The following is a 19,236-nucleotide window of genomic DNA, read 5'->3' as shown; positions in this document are numbered from 1 at the left end:
TCGGGCGTGACGGAACCGGGCGGGCGGCCAGGATTGGGTGGTGGACTTCCTGACCATCCTGCCGATGGCCGTGGTGATGGTGGCGGGTACGCAGCTGGTGGCGGCGGTCTTCCTGGCCAGCGCGGACCGGCCGCGTCGCGCCTCGGCCGGCTTCCTGGCGGGCGCCGCCGCCGCGGTCGTGCCCGTCACGACGCTCGCCTGGCTGGTCACGAAGGACATCAAGGGCGCGGTCGGCGGCTCCGGCCACCGGGCCGGCCGGAGCCCGGTGGAGACCGCGATCGACGGGGTGGTGCTGGCGCTGCTGGTGGTGCTGGCGGTGGTGGTCTTCCTCCGCCGGCACCGGGCCGGCAGCCCCGGCTGGATGGGCAAGCTCCAGCACGCCGACCCCGGGTACGCCTTCCGGCTCGCGCTGGCCCTGTTCCTGGCGATGCCCTCCGACAACCTCACCATGCTGACCGTCGGGGCCAGCGCCGCCCGGCACGACCTGCCGTGGTGGCACCTGCTGCCGTTCATGCTGCTGACCCTGCTGCTGCTCGCGTCACCCCTGCTCGCGCTGGTGCTGCTTGGACGACGGGCCGCGCGGGTGCTGCCCAGGATCCGTGACTGGGCGTACCACCACTCGTGGATCGTCAGTGAGATCGTCATCGGGTTCTTCATCCTGATCACCGGGGCGGACCTGATGGGGTGAGACGTGCCTCCGTGTCACGATCGGCTCTCCCGATCCGTCGACCGCCCGGAAGGGGTGATGTTCGTGAAGGTTCTGGTGACCGGGGCGACTGGCATGCTGGGACGGGCGGTGCTGCCAAGGTTGCGCGCCGACGGGTTCGACGTACGGGCGACGAGCCGGCGGCCACGCCACGACCCGGGGGCGGACTGGGCGGTGGTGGACCTGGCCACCGGGGCGGGGCTGACCGAGGCGGCGACCGGTGTGGACGCCGTACTGCACCTGGCGTCGCTGCCGAACAGCCGGCACACCCACCGGGTGGACGTGCTCGGCACCCGCCGTCTGGTGCTCGCCGCCGGGCGGGCCGGGGTCGGTCATCTCGTGTACGTCTCGATCGTCGGTGTCGACCGGGTGCCGTACCGCTACTACCGGCACAAGCTGGCGGCCGAACAGGTGATCGCCGCGGGCCCGGTGCCCTGGACGGTGCTGCGCGCCACCCAGTTCCCGCCGTTCCTGGAGGTCCTGCTGCGCGCGGCGAGCCGGTTCGGCCCGGTGGTCGGCGACCCGGCGGTGCTCGCCCAACCCGTCGACCAGCACGAAGTCGCCGGCCGGCTCGCCGGACGGCTCACCGCCGGGCCGCTGCGTGGCGTCGAGGAGTACGGCGGGCCGCAGGTGCTCCGCTTCGACGAGGCGGTACGCGCCTGGCAGGCGGCGCGGGGATCACACCGTCCACTGCTGCCGGTGCGGTACCCGGGCCGGCTCGGTCGGGCGCTACGCGAGGGTGGTTTGACCACCACCGCCACCCCGACCGGCACCCGGACCTGGGCCGATCACCTCGCCGACACGTACGGGCGAACCGGCGCGAAATGAAGCTTTTCCTCGTTCGTGTTCGCCATACCGTGACGGCATGCTCATGTTCATCGCCACCGTCATCCTCTACGTCTTCGGGTTCGTCTTCCTGTACGGCGTGATCCGGCTCGCGGTCCGGCACGGCATGGAGGACCTGGAGGCAGGACGTCCGCAGGCGTTGCGCACGGCGCAGAACGCCGCCGCCGACGACCGCGCGTTCCTGCGTGACAACGCCTTCCTCAGCGGCAACTGACCCCACTGGCCCCACGCGTGGCGTCGCGGCGGGTGGGGCGTCGCGGTATGCGCCAGGTGGCGGTTCAAGCGCCGCTAGGCCGCCACCTGCCGCAACGGGAGAGCGCGGGCCCGGCGAGAAGCGGCATGGGAGGTGACGCGGACCGTCGGGCGGATGGCAGGATCGCATCCGTGATGGGGACGCTGAAGACCGAACCCGCCCGGAGCCGCCCCGACCTGCTGGCGCCGCCGGTCGCCGCAGCGTTGGCACAGTGGCCGGCGGACGCGCCGATCGACGCGGACGACGTGCTGGTCGCCCCGATCGACGCCGACCTCGCCGACACGGCGGCGTTCTGCGCGGCGTACGAGGTGGGGCTGGACGTGTCGGCCAACTGCGTGGTGGTCGCGGGCCGGCGCGAGGGCGGCATCCGCCACGCCGCCTGTGTCGTGCTGGCCACCACCCGTGCCGACGTCAACGGCACCGTCCGACGGACGCTCGACGTACGCAAGGCCAGCTTCGCGCCGATGGCCGACGCGGTGGGCATGACCGGCATGGAGTACGGCGGGATCACCCCGATCGGGCTGCCGGAATCATGGCCGATCCTGGTCGACGCGCGGGTGATCGCCGTCCCGCACGTGATCGTCGGATCCGGCGTACGGCACAGCAAGATCGTCATCCCCGGGCCGGCGCTCGGTGCGCTGCCCGGGGCGACGGTGCTGGAAGGGCTGGCCAAGCACGTCCAGTGATCTGTGTCTGTCAATGTTGTTGCACGTGAAACATCGAACTCCGGCCCCGAGGTCCACTGTCCCGCGGCGGACCGGTCACTCGGCGGTGGTCTCGCGCTGCGCGACCTCGCGCAGCGCGCCGAGCAGCGTCTCCGGCTCCTGCGCGCCGCTGACCGCGTACCTGCCGCCCAGCACGAAGGTCGGCACACTGCGTACGCCGAGCTGGTGGGCGGCGGACAGGTCGGCGGCCACCTCGCGCCGGCCCAGGTTCGACGTCAGGTGCTCCCGGACCTCGGCCCCGTCCAGGCCCGCGTCGACAGCGAGCTCGACCAGGGCGTCCCGCGAACCGATGTCCACGCCGTCGGCGAAGTGCGCCCGATAGAGCGCCTCGACGACCTGCCCGGCGCACCCCCGCGCGGCGGCGAACCGGATCAGTCGGTGCGCCTCGAAGGTGTTGGCGTACACCGCGCGGTCGAAGCGCATCTCCAGGCCCACGCCGGCCGCGACCTGCGTCACCTGGGCGGCCGCCGCCTCGGCCCGCTGCGGGCCGCCGAACTTGTCGGCCAGCGCGTTGAGCAACGGGCGGGGCTCGGTGACCGGCGCCGGGTCGAGCTGGAACGGCCGGTACGTGACGGTCACCTCGCCGTCGTACGACTCCAGTGCCCGCTCCAGCCGGCGCTTGCCGATCCAGCACCAGGGGCACACCACGTCGGCGTAGATCTCGATCTCCATGGTCGAGATGAACGCCGAGGTCAACCCGCTTGTTCCCGAACCTGACGCTGGAGCCGGGCGAGGATCGCCATGCCGCCGCGTACCCGCAATGGGCTGATCGCCTGGGCCAACCCCATCCGCTGATACAGATCGCCGGGCACGGCCAACACCTCGGCGACGCTCGCCCCGGCCAACCCCTCGGCGAGGATGCCGGCGAAGGCTCGGGTGGTCGGCGCCTCGGGCGGACAGTCGAAGACCGTACTGACCGTGCCGTCCGGGTTCACCTCGGCCCGCAGGAAGAAGGCGGTCTGGCACTCGGGGACCTGCTCCAGGTCGTCCCGGTCCGTCCCGGCCGGCAGCGGCGGAATGACGTCGGCGTAGTCGAGCAGCATCTCCAGCACCACGTCGCGCGGCGCGGCGGCGAACTCCTCGACGATCTCGGCCAGCTTCGTCGGCATCTCGGGCATCCCGCCAGGTTACGCCGGGCCCGGCAGTCGATCGGGCCGCGCCTTCCGGACGCGGCCCGGCCGGTCAGCCGTTCGGCGCGGCCTCGCTGATCTCGGCGAGCGCCGAGTTGGGGTCGAGCTGCCTGGCCATGTCACCGAGGGAGACGATACCGACCAGCTTGCGATCGCTGTCGCAGACCAGCACCCGCCGGATGTTCCGTTCGCGCATCAGCGCGGCAGCCTCCGCCGCCGTGCAGTGCTGTTCGATCATCACCACCTCGCGGGTGACGATCGAACCGATGGTGGTCGCCGCCGGGTCGCTGCGCTCGGCGACCGCCCGCACCACGATGTCCCGGTCGGTGAGCAGCCCGGCGAGGGTGGCGCCGTCGGTGACCACCACGTCGCCGATGTCCGCCTCCTTCATCACCCGCGCCGCCTCGTCGAGGGTGGTCTCGGCGGGCAGGTAGACCACCTGCTTCGTCATCACGTCACTGACCCGGAACATGGCAGCCTCCACTACACCAACGTCGATCCCGTTGCGGTACCCCGTGGCGTGTCGGCTACACCCCGTTGCGGGGATGCTGGGCACCTACCCGCCGGAGTCGCCACCGGGTCCGCAGCAGTGCGGTCGAGGTACGAAGCAACATCAGCGCAGCGTACGGTCGGGGTCGCCGGCCGGTGATCCGAATACCGTCCGCCCCCGGCGATTCTGTTCCGATGTGACGGCAACCCCGGCGGCCCGCACCGGCGTCTGGGGGGTCGTCGGACACCCTCTACCAGGATCGGCTTGTGTGGACCCGCTGCTGAGTGAGTTCGACTCGTTCGTCCGTACCCGGACACCGGCGTTGCTGCGGTCGGCGTACCTCCTGACCGGGGACCAGCATCTGGCCGAGGATCTGGTGCAGTCGGCGTTGGCCCGCACCCACCGGTCGTGGGGCCGGCTGTACGACACGGGCAACGCCGAGGCGTACACCCGTAAGACCATGTACCACCTCCAGGTCTCCTGGTGGCGTCGCCGTCGCGTCGCCGAGGCGGTGACCGGTGAGCTGCCCGAGCCCCGGCGGCACGACGGCGACCATGCCAGTCAGACCACCCTGCGCCTCACCCTGCGGGCCGCGCTGGCCCGGCTCTCCGCGAAGCAGCGCGCCGTGCTGGTGCTGCGCTTCTTCGAGGACCGCAGCGAAGCCGAGGCCGCCGAGATGCTCGGCGTCACCGTCGGCACCGTCAAGAGCCAGACCTCCAAGGCCCTGGCGAAGTTGCGGGCCGTCGCACCGGAACTCGCCGACCTGTACGTCCTGGAAGGAAGCGCCCGATGAACGACCAGCGTCTCCGGCTGGACCTGGCCGATCTGGCCGAGGAGGCCACTCCGGTCGACCTGCGCGACCGTGTCCTGCGCACGTCACGCCGGCTCGGCATCCGCCGGGCGGTCGCCAGCTCGGCCGCGGCGGTGGCGCTGCTCGGCGCGGCCACCGGCACCGCCTTCGCGGTCCGGCCGGGTGTCACCCCGGACCCGACGCCCGGCAATCCCCCGCCCGTCGCCGCCAGCCCCAGCCCGGCGGACCGGTGGGTGAACGTGGGGCGGGTCTTCTACCTCCCGACGGTCAGCGACCAGGCCAGCATCCCGCTGTCGGCCTGGCGACCGGGGGGTGAGCTCAGCACACTGGTCGACCTGCCCGGATCGGTGCTGGGGACCAACGCGGCGGTCTCCCCCGACGGCACGCGGGTGGCGTGGGTCCAGGACACCGAACTCATGCTGGCCGATGTGGACGGACCGGGTCGGCGGGTGGTCACCGCGCGTGTGGAGGGGGGGAGCTGCTGGGGGCCGTCCTGGTCACCCGACTCCCAGGCGCTCACCGTGGCCGTCTCGCAGAAGCCGGGTGTTCCGCTCGCGCTGCTGCACGGTCTGGTCGACATCAAAACGGGCACGTTCACCAGCCTCAAGATCGAGGCGGACAGCTGCCACCCGGTCTGGTCCGCGGACGGAAGGTTCCTCGCGTACACCGACGGCGAGGGTCAGGTGGTCGTCACGGACCGGAAAAGCATGGCGACCCGCGTGGTGCCGAGACTGGGGGGCGCCAACCACTACTACAGCTACGACGTGGCCAGCCTGTCGCCGGACGGCTCGCGGGTTGCGCTGCTGCGGATCGACTACAAGCAGGAAGGCGGGGACACCGGTCGGAACCTGAGCGTCAACATGATCCTCGACACGCGTACCGGTGCGACCGTCGCGCTGCCGCTGGGTGGGCGGAAGTTGCTCCAGGCGTACTTCCTGCCGGACGGCAGGCTGGTGGCGCGGGTGAGGGCGACGGACGGCACCCGCCTTCTGCTGATCGACTCCGACGGGCGCCGGGTCACCGAGGCGGTTGAGCCCGCGGCGCTGCGGAACCACCAGATCCTCGCCGTCACCTCGTCCTGACCGGCAAGACGCCCGGTGCGACGGCGGGTGACGGTTGCCGGCAGAGGTCATTGTCACGTGTCGGACATCGGCGTCGTCTCCGGCAACCCTCCCCGACCGGACAACCGTCTGGGAGGTATCAGCAACCGACGCCGGAGGCGACGCGATGACCATCGACCTGTCCGACCGTACCGCCCGTCCCGCGCGGCACCGCACCGGTCGGTACGCGATGACCGCGGCCGCCGCGGTGCTGGTGATCGTCGTCGGCCTGGCCTACCTGCCCGGCGTACGCCGGTCCGCAGCCGCGCCGTCCGCCGCTCCCGTTCCGATCCTGCCGGCAACCACACCACCATCGTCCGCCGGGCCGGCCGGATCCGCTTCGGCCCCACCGGCTGCCACCGTCACCCCGACCGGCGACCCGTCGGCGATCGGTCGGATCTTCTACCTGCCGGCCGAACACCTCGCCGGTCGGGAGGTCCGGCTACGGTCGTGGCGGCCCGGGCAGAAACCGCAGACCCTGGCCGCGCTGCCGCAGGTGGCGGCGCTGGCCAACGCGAGCGTCTCGCCGGACGGCCGGCGGGTCGCCTGGGTGGACCCCGAACGGGCGGCCACCCTCTTCGTGGCGGACGTGGACGGCTCGCGGAAGCGGGCGCTGGCCCGGCACGTGGACCAGTTCTGCGTCACGCCGACCTGGTCGCCGGACTCCCAACACCTGCTGTTCCGGGCGGCCGACCCGATGGGTACCCCCGGCCGGTTCGGGGTGGTGGACACCCGCGCCCGCAGGGACGCGGTCCGGTGGTGGGACGTCGAACCGCAGGCGTGCCACGCGCTCTGGTCCGCCGACGGTCGGACCATCGCCATGAACAGCGCCACCGGGGTGACCCTGTTCGGCCCGGACGGCACCAGCCCCCGCCCGATTCCGCACCTGTCCGGTCCCGCGCCCTGGCGCTGCACCCACATCGCCAGTCTCTCCCCAGACGGCAGCCGGATCGCGCTGTTCCGTACCCGACCCGACGAGCAGGCGGGAGAGGTCGGCCGGATGCTCATGGTCAACGCGGTGCTTCAGACGCGGACCGGGCGGGAGATCACGCTGCCGACCGGGGGCCGGGAGATCCGGCAGGCGTACTTCCGGCCGGACGGTTCGCTGGTGCTGCGGGTACGAGCAGGCACCGGCTACGCGCTGCTGCTGGTGGACCGGGCCGGGCGTCAGGTCTCCGCCGTCATCGAGTCCGCTGACTGGCGGGACTGGCAGATCGTGGCGGTCACCGGGTAGGTGGCCCGCCTACTCCGAGCGCGGAGATCGCTATATTCCCCGGCATGGATACCCCCGTCCGCCGGCGGCACCTCATCGCCGGACTCGTCGCCACCGTGCTCGCCGCCACCGGCGGGCTACTGGTGGCGCCCGCCCCGGCGCAGGCAGCCGATGCCGCGCACCGTTCCCTGCGTACCGCCGACAACCCGGACTGGATGCGGCACCTGCCGGACGCCACCAGCCTCGCCGCCCTCTCCCTGCCCGGCACCCACGACACCCTCGCCATCCACGGTGGAGCCTGGACCCAGACCCAGGAGAACCACGGCAACAGTGCCGCCACCCTCGCCGTCCAGCTCCGAGCCGGCGTGCGGGCCGTCGACATCCGTGCCCGCATCAACGAGGGCAACACCCTCACCATCCACCATGGCGGCACCTACCAGCAGGCCAACTTCGACGACGTGCTGAACGTCCTCGGCTCGTTCCTCGCCGCCCGGCCCACCGAGACCGTGGTCATGCGACTCAAACACGAGTGCACCGGGGAGTTCGGCTCCTGCACCGACGCCAGCGGGCAGCTCGGCTTCGCCGACGTCTTCGACCGCTACCGCGCCGCCCGGCCCGGCCTGTTCTGGGCTCCCTCGGTGAACCGGTCGGCCGGGGCCGCCGTGCCCGCCCTCGGCGCGGTCCGGGGCAAGGTCGTCCTCGCCGTTCTGCACGGTCCGCGCGGCGGCCGGCACGGGCAGTACGGGCTGGCCCAGTTCGCCGACTGGGGCCACGGCTCCTCCACCTACGTGCAGGACGAGTACCACGTGCCGAACGTCGGGGCGATCGCCACCAAACGCGACCGGGTGCGCCGGCACCTCGACGCGACCAGCGCCGGTGACCCGACCCGGATGTACGTCAACTTCGCCAGCGGGGGGAGTGTCTTCGCCACCCCGGAGGCGGTGGCCGGCGGCGCGCTCGGCGTGCAGGGGGTCAACCCGTTCCTGCTGACGTACCTCAACGAGGGGTCGGAGGTGCACCCGCCGGTCCGTCGTACCGGAATGCTGATGATGGACTTCCCGGGCGGCGGCCTGATCGACCGGATCATCGCGGTGAACGCCGGCCGGACCTCTTGATTGACTTCGACTGCGCCACGTCGGGGGCATGACGTCTTGATCGACTCTGATTGCGGCGTGCTGGGGTTTCCGAGGCGACGGACAGCCCGCTACGCCGCAAGCGGAGAGGGCAGACTCGCTCCGGTGGACGTGCGGTGGCAGCGACCGGGACACGCGGTGTCAAACTGGTCGCCGCAGGCAACCGAACGAGGGAGGCGGCGTGCGCTGGCGCAGCTTCGTGGCGGTGGGGGACAGCTTCACCGAGGGCATGGACGATGCGTACCCGGACGGCACCTACCGGGGCTGGGCGGACCTGGTGGCGACCCGGCTGGCCGCCGAGGCCGGCCCGGACTTCGGCTACGCCAACCTGGCGATCCGGGGTCGGCTGTTCCCCCGCGTGGTGGCCGAGCAGGTGCCCGCAGCCCTGGCCATGAAGCCCGACCTGATCAGCTTCGCGGCCGGCGGAAACGACATTTTGCGCCGCAGCTTCGACCCGCACACGCTGGTCAGCCGTTTCGACGAGGTGGTCGGCCGGCTCCGCTCCGGTGGCGCCGACGTGATCCTGTTCCGGTTCGCCGACGTGATGGCCCGGCTACCCGGCCAGCGGCTGGTCGCGCCGCGGGTCGAACTGCTCAACCGGGCCGTCGGCGAGACCGCCGAGCGGCACGGCGCGATCCTCGTCGACCTGTACGCCGACGACACGTTCCTCAATCCGATGCTGTGGAGCACCGACCGGCTGCACCTGTCCGCAGCCGGGCACCGACGGGTGGCCGGGCAGGTGCTGACCGCGCTCGGGGTCGGCTGCGACGAGGAATGGCTGCTCGTCCCCGAGCGGCCCGCACCCACGCCCTGGCTGGCCGCCCGCGCCGCCGACCTGCGTTGGGCCGGCCGGCACCTCGCCCCGTGGCTCAGGCGACGGCTGACCGGCCGCTCCTCCGGCGACCTGGTCACCGCCAAGCGCCCGATGCTCGGTCCGGTCACCGAGTGACCGTACGCACCGTCCACGCCGCCACCCGGCTCAGGACGACCCTCGACGAGCACCCCCTACCCGACCGGGCGGTGCTGGTCGCCGGCGACCGGATCGAGGCGGTGGGGTCGCTGGGAGAGCTGACCGAGGCGTACCCGGGCGTGCGGGTGCGGCGGTGGCCCGGCACCCTCGGTCCGGCGCTGGTGCACGACGGGCCGTTGCCCCCCGCACCCAGCCCGCGTGAGCGGGTGCACGCGCTGTTCCGGGCCGGGGTGGCGGCGGTGCCCGCCGCGTTCCTGACCGACCCGGGGCTGCGGGCCGCCGCCGTCCGTAACGGTCTGGCGGTGCTCGACCGGCCGCGCCCGCCGGTGGTGGTGACCGGCGGGCGGGCCGACCTGGCCGTCCTCACCGACGACGGCAGCTGCCTGGCCACGGTGGTCGCCGGCCGGCTGGTGCACCGCCGGGCCTGACCGGTCAGGAGGCGAACCGCACCCAGGTGCGTTCGGTGCCCGAGCCGGCACCCAGCGCCTTCGGACCGCCGTAGTCCAGCTCGATGGTGCCATCGGCCAGCACCCCGACGCCCGGTCCGGTCGACCCCACCCGGTTTCGGAGTTCGGGGCGGTCGACGTAGCGGCCCTCGACGATGAAACCGACGGTTCCGTACACGCCGCCGACGATCAGCAGCCCGTCGTCGAGTGCGGCCACCGATCCCGTGGCGTCCGGCAGGCCGGGAAGCTGACGCCAGCTGTCCCCGGTGAGCTGCCACAGCGGCTTGCGCTGTTGGAAACCGGCCAGCCAGACGTGCCGGCCGTCCGGGGACACCAGCAAGCTGAGTTCGCCCGGGACCGAAGGCAGCTTCCGCCACCGGTCCGTCGCCGCACTGCCGCGGACCAGCACGATCGTCCGGCCCTCCTGGTGGACCGCCAGCCACAGCCGCCGGTCGCCGCCCTCGGCGAGCTGGTGAGGCTGGGTGGTCCGCAACCGCACCGGAGGCTGGTCGGGCAGCCGGCGCTCCCCGACCGCCGCCAGCACGTGACGGGTGCAGTCGGGCCCCGGGTCGACCACGGTCAGCGCGGTGGCGTCCGCGCAGCGGAGCAGATAACCACTGAGGGTGGCCAGCGCCCGCTGCGCCGGCAGAGGCGGGGAATCCCGAGGATGTTCGGTGAAGGTCCGGCCCCCGTCGGAGGTCACCAGCCAACCCGTCTGCGCCATCACGGCCAGCGTCCCGCCGTCCGGGCCGGGGATCAGCTGAAGGTGACCGCGGATGCGGTCCGGGACGGCGTTCGTCCGCCAGGTCAGGCCGGCGTCGTCGGTTCGTACCACCGCGGAGCGGCACTCCGAGGCTGGACCACCACCGAGCGCACAGGTGCTGAACAGGGCCCAGCCGGTGCGGGCGTTCACAAACCGCAGCTCCTGCAGCGTGCCGGGTGCTCCGGAGGGCGCGATCCGGCGTACCACCGGCTCGTCCGACGGGCTGGGCGAGGTGGTGGGCATCGGCGCCGGAGTCGGCGCGTCGTCCCTGTTGGCCAGGGCGAACGCGCCGGCAGGGCCGCCCAGCAGCAGCGCCGCCACAGCGGCCAGGAAGCCCCGGCGACGGCGCCGGAGCACCCGGGCCCGTCGCCGCGCCGCGGCCACCCCCGGAGGACGGAAGATCGTCAGGGCTTCCGCCTCGAACTCGGCGAACATCCGTTCCACCGTGCGCTCAGGCATCGGGGGCCTCCTCCGAGAAGTAGGTGGCCAACGCGGCGCGTCCCCGGGAGAGCCAGGAGCGGACGGTGCCCTCCGCCGCACCGGCCTGCTCGGCGATCTCCCGGACGCTCAGCTGGCCCAGGTGGTGCAGCACGATCGCCTGCCGTTGCGCGGCAGGCAGGGTGGCCAGGGCCCGGGTCAGCGCGACCCGGTCCGGGCCCGGACCGGGCACGTGTTCCTCCCGCTGCCGGGCCAGGTGCCGCACGGCGGTCCGCATCCGGCGCAACCGGCTGGTCGCCAGGTTCCAGGCCACCCGTCGGACCCAGGCCGACGGATCGTCGTACCCGCTGACCCGGTCCCAGCGTTCCAGCGTCCGGCAGAACGCCTCCTGGGTGAGGTCCTGCGCCTCGGCGTGGTCCCCCAGGTACGCGTAGAGCTGCACCGCGATCCGATGGAAGTGTGCCTGGTAAAAGTCGGTGAACTCCCCGGCTGGCGCGGCGTCCGGGGGTGTCCCGGTCTGCTGCCGTACGGTCATGTCGATCCTCTGTGGTCGGCGGGTCCCGCGCCTGACACGTGTGGGCGGCCGGTTCCGCTGCACCCCGACGAGCGGCCGACCCGGCTCGCTGCATCCGATGGCCCTCGGTTGACGCCGATCCGGCGTACCTTGGGGATCATGCCTGTGCCGAGTGATCCGAATCCCCGCCTCCAGTCGTACGCCGACCCGCAGCGTCTCGTCACCACCGAGTGGTTGGCCGAGCACCTGGGCGACGAGGGCCTCGTCGTGGTCGAGTCGGACGAGGACGTGCTCCTCTACGACACCGGTCACATCCCGGGCGCCGTCAAGGTCGACTGGCATACCGAACTCAACGACCAGGTCACCCGCGACTACCTCGACGCGGCCAGCTTCGCTGAGTTGTGCGCCGCGAAGGGCATCGGCCGCGACGACACCGTGGTCTTCTACGGCGACAACTTCAACTGGTGGGCCGCGTACGCCCTCTGGGTTTTCTCGCTTTTCGGTCACCCGGACGTGCGGCTGCTCGACGGTGGCCGGCAGAAGTGGGTGGCCGAGGGGCGCGAGCTGACCCGGGACAAGGTCACCCGTTCGCGTGCCGAGTACCCGGTGCCGCAGCGCGACGACGCGCCGATCCGGGCGTACCGGGAGCAGGTGATGGCGCACGTCGCCGCCGGCCGGCCGCTGGTCGACGTGCGGTCGCCGGGCGAGTACACCGGCGAGATGCTGCACATGCCGGACTATCCGCAGGAGGGCGCGCTGCGCGGCGGGCACATCCCGGGTGCGGTGAACAAGCCGTGGAAGTCCGCCGCCAATGAGGACGGCACGTTCAAGTCCGTCGACGAGTTGCGCGCGATCTACGCCGATCAGCTCGGGTTGAGCCCGTCGGACGACGTGGTGGCGTACTGCCGGATCGGCGAGCGGTCCAGCCACACCTGGTTCGTGCTGCGGCACCTGCTGGGCTACCCGCAGGTGCGTAACTACGACGGCTCGTGGACCGAGTGGGGCAACCTGGTCCGCGCCCCCGTGGTCAAGGGTGACCAGCCGGGCGGCTTGTCCCGCTGACCCGCCCCGCCGGCCGCGTGGGCCGGGCGGTGGCGCCGAATGCGGCAGGTTGCGGTGTCCCGATCTTCGGTGGCCCGATCTGCCGCATTCGGCGCGGGTCACTGCACCCCGGGCCGGTTGGTTAGGCTGCCCGGATGGGGCAGGTGTGGCGGGAGTGGGGTGACGTGCTGCTCGCCACCCTGGTCGCGGCACCGGTGACGGTACTGCTCACGGCACTGCTGGCCACGGTACGGCGGGACGCGCCCAGCCCCGCCGAGGCGTGGTGGCGTAGCGTCGCCGAGGTGGGCACCGTCGCCGGGACGCTGCCCTGGGTGTGGATGATCCTCACCCCGCGCGACGTGCCCGGCGAGGTCAAGCTGGTGCCGCTGGTCGACGTCGTCGACCTGCTCGACGACGGCCTGACCACCGTCGTGGTCCAGGTCGTCGGCAATCTGCTGGTCTTCGCCGCACTGGGCTTCCTCGCCCCGGTGCGCTGGGCCGCCCTGGCCGGCGTCGGCCGGATCTTCCTGCTCGGCGCGGCCGGCAGCGCCCTGGTCGAGTGGTTGCAGTACGCGCTCGACCTGGGCCGGGTCACCTCCGTCGACGACGTGCTGATCAACGCGAGCGGGGCGGCCCTGGCCGCACTGGCGTCCCGCCGTTGGTGGGTGGGGCGTCGACGGATGCCGCAACGGCCGGCCGCAGTGCCCGCCACGCCGCGAGCGTGACCAGCACGAAGATCACCGCCACCGCCACCATCACCGGCCCCACCCCGTACGCGGCGCCGGCCAGCCCTGCCGCCGTCGCGCCGACCGGCGCGGTGAGCAGGGTCATCGTCCGCTGGGCCGCACCGACCCGACCGAGCAGCCGGGCCGGCACCCGAGCCTGGCCGTACGCGGCCCAGAGGCTGTTCCACAGCGTGCCGCCCGCGCCGAAGACCGCCAGCGCCAACCCACCGATCACCGGCTGCCGGACCAGCGCGAACACCGCCAGGGCGACGGACTGCGCCACGAGTGCCGCGCGCAGCACCGGCACCGTGCCCAGCCGGGCGGCCAGCCGACCCGCGGTCAACGCCCCGCCCAGTCCGCCCACCACCACTCCGGCCAGGAACAACCCGTACCCGGCGGCCGGTACCCGCAGCACGTCCAGCACGTAGAGCACCAGCACCGCCAGCAGCGCGCCGATCGCCAGGTTCGCGCCCCCGCCGAGCAGCGCCAACCGCCACATCAGCCGGTCGCCCCGCAGCCACGCCACCCCGGCCAGCGTCTCCCGGCGGAGCCCGCCACGCCCGGCCGGGCCCGGCGCGTGAGCCCGGACGGGCTGCCCCTGCTCGCCGGGCCGGACCTGGCCGCGATCATTCCGCGGCCCGACCGGAAGGGCGAGCACCAGCAGGGCCGCCACGGCGAACGTGAGGGCGTCGACCGCGAAGGGAAGGGCCGCCGACACCGCGAAGAGGACGCCGGCCAGCGGGGCGCCGAGGAACCCGGCGGCGACCGCCGTGCCGGCCTGGAGGCGCCCGTTGGCGGCGGGCAGGGCGGCCGGGACGACCACGGTCGGCAGCAGCGCGAACGCGGCGGCGTCGAAGAACGTGCCGAGCGCGGCCAGCAGGAGCGCCGTCGCCACCAGCACCACGACACCGGCCCGGTCCACCGCGACCGCCACGGCGAGCGCCGCCACCACCGCCGCCCGCGCGGCGTCCACCGCCACCATCGTCCGGCGCCGGTCCCAACGGTCCGCGTACACCCCTCCGAGCAGGCCGAACAGCAGCGGCGGAAGCTGCCCCGCGACGGTCACCACGGCCACCGCCCGGGGATCGCGGGTCAGCGTCGCGGCCAGCAGGGCCAGAGCCGGCGTACGCACCGAGTCGCCGAAGCGGGAGGCGACGGCGGCAGACCAGAGCAGTCCGAAGTGGAGGCCGAGCCGGTGGGTGGTCATGTCGGGGGAGCCTGGACCCTCGACCCGATCGAGGGTCAAACGGGGCGGACACCGTCGGCGCTCACCGGTACGGTGAGCGCCGGAATCTGACCGGGGAGAGCGCGTGGACCGCACCTTCCAGGTCGACCTGCGTGGCGTGGTCGACCTGCTCAGCCATCACCTCTACGGCAGCCCACGGGTGTACGTCCGGGAGCTGCTGCAGAACGCCGTCGACGCGATCACCGCCCGGCGCGCGTCCGAGCCGGACGCCCCGGCCCGGGTAATGGTCGAGCCACCCGAGCTGACCGGCGACGGCACGCTGCGGGTGCACGACACCGGCATCGGGCTCACCGAGGCGCAGGTGCACGAGCTGCTGGCCACCATCGGCCGTAGCTCGAAGCGGGACGAGCTGGGCTTCTCCCGGCACGAGTTCCTCGGCCAGTTCGGTATCGGCCTGCTCTCCTGTTTCCTGGTCGCCGACGAGATCCGGGTGGTCACCCGGCACCGCGACCAGCCCACCGTGCTCTGGACGGGCTGGTCGGACGGTCGGTACGCAGTCGCGCTCGCGCCGGCCGACCAGCAGCGCGCCGAAACCGGCACCACGGTGACCCTGGTGCCCCGGCGCGACGCCGACCAGTGGCTCGGTACGCCGACGGTCGTCGAGCTGGCCCGCCTCTACGGCAGCCTGCTGCCGGTTGACGTCCGGGTCGGCGACACACCCACCACCGCCGGCCCGCCGCCCTGGCCGACTCGGCCGGACGCGCCGCTGGACCGGCCGGCCCTGGTCCGGTACGCCGAGCGGACCCTCGGCTTCACGCCGTTCGACGTGCTGCCGTTGGCGGTGCCCGAGGCGGGGCTGACCGGGGTGGCGTTCATCCTGCCGACTCCGGTGAACCCGGCCGCCCGCGCCGGCCACCGGGTGCACCTCAAGCGGATGCTCCTCACCGAGCAGGCCGACGGCCTGCTGCCGGACTGGGCGTTCTTCGCCCAGTGCGTGGTGGACGCCACCGAGCTGCGTCCCACCGCCAGCCGCGAGTCGCTGTACGAGGACACCCTGCTCGCCGCCACCCGGGAGGCGCTGGGCGACCAGGTGCGCGGTTGGCTGGTCCGGCTCGCCCAGCACGCCCCGCGCCGGCTCGCCGAGTTCCTCCAGGTGCACCACCTCGGCGTCAAGGCGCTGGCCCTGCACGACGACGAGATGCTCCGCCTGGTCGACCAGTGGTGGCCGATGGACACCAACGTCGGCGCGCTCACCCTCGCCGAGTTCCGCCAACTGCACGGCCTCATCCGGTACGCGGCCAGTCTCGACGAGTTCCGACAGCTCGCCGCCGTCGCCGCCGCGCAGGATCTGGCCGTGGTCAACGGCGGTTACACGTACGACACCGAGCTGATCGAGCGACTGCCCACGGTGGACCGTTCCGTGCTCATCGAACGGCTGGAGCCCAGCGACCTGACCACCCGGTTCGACACCCTCGACCCGCAGGCCGAGCTGGCTCTGCGGCCTTTCCTGACCGGCGCGCAGCGGGCCCTGGAGCGGCTCGGCTGCGAGGTGGTGGTCCGGGCGTACGACCCGGTCTCGCTGCCGGCCCTCTACCTGGTCAGCCGGTCGGCGGCGTTCAACGACCAGCTCGCGGCCAGCCGCGACAAGGCCGACGAGCTGTGGGGCGGGGTGCTGGACGCGCTGGCCGCCTCCGCGCCGCCGGACCGCCCGCAACTGGTGCTCAACCACCGCAACCCGCTGGTCCGCCGGGTCACCACGCTGACCGACCAGGAGCTGGTCGGGCTCGCCGTCGAGGCGCTCTACGGACAGGCCCTCCTGCTCGGGCACCATCCCATCCGCGCGGCCGACGCCGCGCTGCTGAACAGTTCCTTCCTCGGCCTGCTCGGCCGGGCCGTACCGGACGGGAGTGAGGCGTGACCAACGACGACCTGTGGCGGGCGCTGCACGAGGTCCACAACATGCCGTACGGCGTGGGGCAGATCGCCGCGCTGGAGCAGCTCATCCGGCGGGCCGAGGCCGACGGCGACCGGCACCTCGCGTTCGCCGCCCGAATGCAGGCGACCACATCGTACGTCTACGGCGGCGAGCCGGCGAAGTCCTTCGTGACCTTCTCCTGGTGCCTGGCCGAGTTCGACCGTGACGCGCAGCCCTACCACCAGCGCTTCACACACCAGTTGCTCTGGCACTTCAAATACATGGTCAACGCCATGCTGAAGTTCCCCGAGCTGCCGCTGGACCGCACCCGGGCGGTGCTCGACGACATGGAACGGCGCTACCGGGACACCGGGCACACCCCGCAGGCCGTGCACAAGCACCGATACCTGGTCGCCCGGCACGTCGGCGCGCACGACGAGGCCGCCGAGTGGTACCGCAGGTGGCTGACCACCCCCCGGGACGCCCTCTCCGACTGCGCCGGCTGCGACCCGACCACGCAGGTGCAGCACCTGATCGAGGTGGGCCGTCCCGACGAGGCGGTGGCGCTGGCCGAGCCGGTCCTCTCCGGGCGGTTGCACTGCACCGAGCAACCGCAGGCCATCCTCACCGCCCTGCTGCCGGCGTACCTGGGCACCGACCGGCGGGATGCCGCCCGGGACGCGCACCGGGAGGCGTACCGGCGGCTGCGTGCCAACCTGTCGGACCTGTGGGACATCGCCGACCACGTCGAGTTCTGCACGGTGACCGGCAACGGGGCACGCGCCCTGGAGCTGGTCGAGCGCCACCTGGACTGGCTGGACCGCGCCCCGACCCCGGCCGCCGCGATGCACTTCGCCGCCGCCGCTGCCGCCGCGCTGCGGCAGGCGCCCGGCGGGCTGACCGTGCACCGCCGGGCGTTCGGCGACCGGCCGGCCGGCGAGGTACCGGTGGACACCCTCGCCGATGAGCTGGCCGGCGCCGCGACCGCGCTGGCCGCCCGCTTCGATGCCCGCAACGGCACCCGGCACCAGTCGGAGCTGATCGACAGGCGGCTCGCCGCCGGACCTGAGGGGGAGCACCTGCCGCTGTCGGCCAGCGTGCGTCGCCGTCCGGCGTCCACCCCGACGGCGACACCGGCTCCCCGTCGGGAGCCAGTGCCGGTGCCGGCCGGAGCGGATGCCGAGGAACTGCTCGACCTCGCCGAGGAGTGCTGGCGTACCCACCGGCGGGACGGGCTGCTCGCCGCCCTGCGGGCGTACGACGAGCGGTTCGCCGGCACCGACCAGCCGCCGGCGGTCGTGGCCCGCCGGCTGGAGCTGCGCGTGGCCGAGGTGGACGAGTCGGCCGACGAGGCCCGCGCCGAGGCGATCGAGGCCAACCGGCGGGCGCTCGCGGCCTGGCAGGAGGTGCCCGACCCGCTGCGGGCGCAGGTGGTGGCCGGGCGGCTGGGCGCGTTGCTCTGCATGTCCGACGTCGACGCCGACGAGGGGCTGAGCCTGGTCCGGACTTCGGTGGACTACCTCGATGACCACGGCGACCAGCGGGAACGCGCCGCCGCGCACGACCGGCTGGCGCTGGCGTACGTTCACCGGGAACGTTGGACGGAGGCGCTGGCGGCGGTGGAGCGGGCGGCGGCCGAGGCGGATGTCGATCCGTGGCTGGCCGCCCGGACGGCGCTGCACCGGGTGCACGTGTTGGAACGGATGGAACACGGCGAGCAGGTCCGGGAGGCGGCGGACCGGGCCCGTCGTCTCGCCCGTGCGGTGGGTGCCGACGACATGCTGACCTTCGCCTGCCTGGCGTACGCCCGCTGGGCGGACGACCCGGCCGACGCGGTGGCCGCCTGCGACGAGGCGCTGCCGGTCGCTCCGGCCGGCGCACGGCTGGCGGTGCGGGTGGCCCGGGGGCAGGCGTTCATGGTTGCCGACCGGGCCGCCGACGCGATCGAGGACTTCGCCGAGGCGGTGACTCTCTGCGTGGAGCAGGGTGCCGAGGGCGACGCCTTCCTACGCTGGGACCTGGCCAACGCGTACCGGGCGGCCGGGCGGCTGAGCGAGGCCGCCGAGGTGGCGGAGGAGGCCGTGATCGGGCTGGATCGACTCGGTGCGCAGGCCGAGGCCGACCGGTGCCGGCACCTGCTGGCCGGCGTCTATGCGGGGCTCGGTGAGACCGAGCCGGCGTTGGCGCTGCTGGACCAGCTCGCCGACAACCTCGACGGGCCGGACAACCTCCCCCACCGGGCGGAGGTGCTGGAGCAGGCCGGCGACATCCTCTACCAGGGCGACCGGGACGCGCTCGCCGCGGAGCGGTTCGACGCGGCAGCGACCGCGTACCGCCTCGCGCAGCTGCGGGTGGACGAGCTGCGTGCCCGGCGGCGGCAACTGCTGGCCCTGTTCTGGGCTGGTGACCTGCCGGCCGCGGTTGCCCTGATCGATGTGGTGGACGCGGTCGCCGGGGCGCTCGCCGGGCTGCCGGAGGAGCCGCCCGTGGTGACGTACGAACGGGCGCTGGCGGCCGAGGCGGGGGCCCGGGTGCTGGCCGGTGAGGAGCGGCTGGTCGCGGCTCTGGACCGGCTGGACGGGGTGGCCGGCCGACTGCGCTCGATCGAGGCGTTCGGTGAGGCCGCCCAGGTGGATCTGCTCACCGGTGAGCTGCTGCTGCGCGGGGACCAGCCGACCGACGCGGAGCGCCTGCTCCGGCCGGTGCTGGGCGGCCTGCCCCCCGATTCCCGCCTGGCGTCCCGGGCCGCCTGGCTGCTGGCGAACGCCTTGGACGCCCTGCATCGCCCCGACGAAGCGACCGACCTCCGCACCCGGTACAACCTCCCCCCC

General features: G+C 73.3%; 20 protein-coding genes. 14 read left to right on the top strand and 6 right to left on the bottom strand.

Annotation, left to right across the window (positions count from 1 at the left end):
• The first annotated feature begins 40 nt into the window (after positions 1–40).
• The 4 genes from E1166_RS15825 to E1166_RS15810 all read left to right on the top strand — a co-directional run bounded on the left by E1166_RS15825 (position 41) and on the right by E1166_RS15810 (position 2,491).
• Positions 41–688, top strand: coding sequence for a GAP family protein (locus tag E1166_RS15825; RefSeq protein ID WP_165944350.1), 648 nt, complete (start codon positions 41–43; stop codon positions 686–688).
• A gap of 57 nt (positions 689–745) precedes the next feature.
• Entirely contained in the window at positions 746–1,534 is a 789-nt protein-coding gene (locus E1166_RS15820; protein WP_243710371.1) for an NAD(P)H-binding protein, read from the top strand.
• Positions 1,535–1,571: 37 nt separating this feature from the next.
• Positions 1,572–1,766, top strand: coding sequence for a hypothetical protein (locus tag E1166_RS15815; RefSeq protein WP_132339664.1), 195 nt, complete (start codon positions 1,572–1,574; stop codon positions 1,764–1,766).
• 173 nt (positions 1,767–1,939) lie between these two features.
• The gene (locus E1166_RS15810; protein ID WP_132339672.1) at positions 1,940–2,491 is read left to right on the top strand and encodes a YbaK/EbsC family protein; all 552 of its coding nucleotides are present in this window, start codon (positions 1,940–1,942) and stop codon (positions 2,489–2,491) included.
• A 75-nt stretch (positions 2,492–2,566) separates the two neighbouring features.
• On the opposite strand, the gene E1166_RS15805 is transcribed toward E1166_RS15810, so the two are convergent.
• The 3 genes from E1166_RS15805 to E1166_RS15795 all read right to left on the bottom strand — a co-directional run bounded on the left by E1166_RS15805 (position 2,567) and on the right by E1166_RS15795 (position 4,132).
• Positions 2,567–3,202, bottom strand: coding sequence for a DsbA family oxidoreductase (locus E1166_RS15805; RefSeq protein WP_132339662.1), 636 nt, complete (start codon positions 3,200–3,202; stop codon positions 2,567–2,569).
• A gap of 20 nt (positions 3,203–3,222) precedes the next feature.
• Entirely contained in the window at positions 3,223–3,648 is a 426-nt protein-coding gene (locus E1166_RS15800; protein ID WP_132264531.1) for a SufE family protein, read from the bottom strand.
• 64 nt (positions 3,649–3,712) lie between these two features.
• Entirely contained in the window at positions 3,713–4,132 is a 420-nt protein-coding gene (locus tag E1166_RS15795) for a CBS domain-containing protein (RefSeq protein ID WP_132264533.1), read from the bottom strand.
• 286 nt (positions 4,133–4,418) lie between these two features.
• Here E1166_RS15795 and E1166_RS15790 point away from each other — a divergent pair, with 286 nt between their 5' ends.
• The 6 genes from E1166_RS15790 to E1166_RS15765 all read left to right on the top strand — a co-directional run bounded on the left by E1166_RS15790 (position 4,419) and on the right by E1166_RS15765 (position 9,805).
• Positions 4,419–4,943, top strand: coding sequence for a SigE family RNA polymerase sigma factor (locus E1166_RS15790; RefSeq protein WP_132339660.1), 525 nt, complete (start codon positions 4,419–4,421; stop codon positions 4,941–4,943).
• Positions 4,940–6,043: a hypothetical protein gene (locus tag E1166_RS15785; RefSeq protein ID WP_132339658.1), complete on the top strand. Its 1,104-nt coding sequence runs from the start codon at positions 4,940–4,942 to the stop codon at positions 6,041–6,043. Before E1166_RS15790 ends, E1166_RS15785 begins: the two co-directional genes overlap by 4 nt.
• A gap of 145 nt (positions 6,044–6,188) precedes the next feature.
• The gene (locus E1166_RS15780) at positions 6,189–7,295 is read left to right on the top strand and encodes a hypothetical protein (RefSeq protein WP_132339656.1); all 1,107 of its coding nucleotides are present in this window, start codon (positions 6,189–6,191) and stop codon (positions 7,293–7,295) included.
• Between the two features lie 44 nt (positions 7,296–7,339).
• Positions 7,340–8,389 carry a phosphatidylinositol-specific phospholipase C gene (locus E1166_RS15775; protein WP_132339654.1) on the top strand — a complete coding sequence of 350 codons (1,050 nt, stop codon included), beginning with the start codon at positions 7,340–7,342 and terminating at the stop codon, positions 8,387–8,389.
• A 199-nt stretch (positions 8,390–8,588) separates the two neighbouring features.
• Entirely contained in the window at positions 8,589–9,356 is a 768-nt protein-coding gene (locus E1166_RS15770) for an SGNH/GDSL hydrolase family protein (RefSeq protein WP_132264543.1), read from the top strand.
• Positions 9,353–9,805 carry a hypothetical protein gene (locus tag E1166_RS15765; RefSeq protein WP_132339652.1) on the top strand — a complete coding sequence of 151 codons (453 nt, stop codon included), beginning with the start codon at positions 9,353–9,355 and terminating at the stop codon, positions 9,803–9,805. The genes E1166_RS15770 and E1166_RS15765 overlap by 4 nt, the downstream gene beginning before the upstream one ends.
• Positions 9,806–9,809: 4 nt before the next feature.
• Here E1166_RS15765 and E1166_RS15760 read toward each other — a convergent pair whose 3' ends face one another.
• Positions 9,810–11,045, bottom strand: a complete 1,236-nt coding sequence (locus E1166_RS15760; protein ID WP_132339650.1) for a hypothetical protein — start codon at positions 11,043–11,045, stop codon at positions 9,810–9,812.
• Positions 11,038–11,559, bottom strand: coding sequence for a SigE family RNA polymerase sigma factor (locus tag E1166_RS15755; RefSeq protein WP_132339648.1), 522 nt, complete (start codon positions 11,557–11,559; stop codon positions 11,038–11,040). The genes E1166_RS15760 and E1166_RS15755 overlap by 8 nt, the downstream gene beginning before the upstream one ends.
• A 138-nt stretch (positions 11,560–11,697) precedes the next feature.
• Between E1166_RS15755 and E1166_RS15750 the strand changes: the two genes are divergently transcribed.
• Together E1166_RS15750 and E1166_RS15745 are read left to right on the top strand one after the other, a co-directional pair.
• The gene (locus E1166_RS15750; RefSeq protein ID WP_132339646.1) at positions 11,698–12,600 is read left to right on the top strand and encodes a sulfurtransferase; all 903 of its coding nucleotides are present in this window, start codon (positions 11,698–11,700) and stop codon (positions 12,598–12,600) included.
• Between the two features lie 134 nt (positions 12,601–12,734).
• A complete protein-coding gene (locus E1166_RS15745; protein WP_132339644.1) occupies positions 12,735–13,304 on the top strand; it encodes a VanZ family protein in 570 nt (189 codons plus the stop codon).
• Here E1166_RS15745 and E1166_RS15740 read toward each other — a convergent pair.
• The gene (locus E1166_RS15740) at positions 13,195–14,511 is read right to left on the bottom strand and encodes an MFS transporter (protein WP_132339642.1); all 1,317 of its coding nucleotides are present in this window, start codon (positions 14,509–14,511) and stop codon (positions 13,195–13,197) included. The genes E1166_RS15745 and E1166_RS15740 overlap by 110 nt on opposite strands.
• A 103-nt stretch (positions 14,512–14,614) precedes the next feature.
• Here E1166_RS15740 and E1166_RS15735 point away from each other — a divergent pair, with 103 nt between their 5' ends.
• Positions 14,615–16,408 carry an HSP90 family protein gene (locus tag E1166_RS15735; protein ID WP_132339640.1) on the top strand — a complete coding sequence of 598 codons (1,794 nt, stop codon included), beginning with the start codon at positions 14,615–14,617 and terminating at the stop codon, positions 16,406–16,408.
• Positions 16,405–19,236, top strand: a 2,832-nt coding sequence (locus tag E1166_RS15730; protein ID WP_132339638.1) for a hypothetical protein, incomplete at its 3' end; no start/stop codon positions are given. The genes E1166_RS15735 and E1166_RS15730, both read left to right, overlap by 4 nt.

Source organism: Micromonospora sp. KC213, assembly GCF_004348325.1.
Lineage (GTDB): Bacteria > Actinomycetota > Actinomycetes > Mycobacteriales > Micromonosporaceae > Micromonospora.
Note: the sequence above shows the minus strand (reverse complement) of the source record. Positions and strands in the feature narration are given on the sequence as shown.

Coding starts and splice junctions, on each gene's coding strand:
- E1166_RS15775 (WP_132339654.1), top strand. CDS start 7,340: ATGGATACCCCCGTCCGCCGGCGGCACCTCATCGCCGGACTCGTCGCC.
- E1166_RS15760 (WP_132339650.1), bottom strand. CDS start 11,045: ATGCCTGAGCGCACGGTGGAACGGATGTTCGCCGAGTTCGAGGCGGAA.
- E1166_RS15780 (WP_132339656.1), top strand. CDS start 6,189: ATGACCATCGACCTGTCCGACCGTACCGCCCGTCCCGCGCGGCACCGC.
- E1166_RS15810 (WP_132339672.1), top strand. CDS start 1,940: ATGGGGACGCTGAAGACCGAACCCGCCCGGAGCCGCCCCGACCTGCTG.
- E1166_RS15740 (WP_132339642.1), bottom strand. CDS start 14,511: ATGACCACCCACCGGCTCGGCCTCCACTTCGGACTGCTCTGGTCTGCC.
- E1166_RS15805 (WP_132339662.1), bottom strand. CDS start 3,202: ATGGAGATCGAGATCTACGCCGACGTGGTGTGCCCCTGGTGCTGGATC.
- E1166_RS15750 (WP_132339646.1), top strand. CDS start 11,698: ATGCCTGTGCCGAGTGATCCGAATCCCCGCCTCCAGTCGTACGCCGAC.
- E1166_RS15795 (WP_132264533.1), bottom strand. CDS start 4,132: ATGTTCCGGGTCAGTGACGTGATGACGAAGCAGGTGGTCTACCTGCCC.
- E1166_RS15785 (WP_132339658.1), top strand. CDS start 4,940: ATGAACGACCAGCGTCTCCGGCTGGACCTGGCCGATCTGGCCGAGGAG.
- E1166_RS15800 (WP_132264531.1), bottom strand. CDS start 3,648: ATGCCCGAGATGCCGACGAAGCTGGCCGAGATCGTCGAGGAGTTCGCC.
- E1166_RS15820 (WP_243710371.1), top strand. CDS start 746: ATGTTCGTGAAGGTTCTGGTGACCGGGGCGACTGGCATGCTGGGACGG.
- E1166_RS15815 (WP_132339664.1), top strand. CDS start 1,572: ATGCTCATGTTCATCGCCACCGTCATCCTCTACGTCTTCGGGTTCGTC.
- E1166_RS15745 (WP_132339644.1), top strand. CDS start 12,735: ATGGGGCAGGTGTGGCGGGAGTGGGGTGACGTGCTGCTCGCCACCCTG.
- E1166_RS15755 (WP_132339648.1), bottom strand. CDS start 11,559: ATGACCGTACGGCAGCAGACCGGGACACCCCCGGACGCCGCGCCAGCC.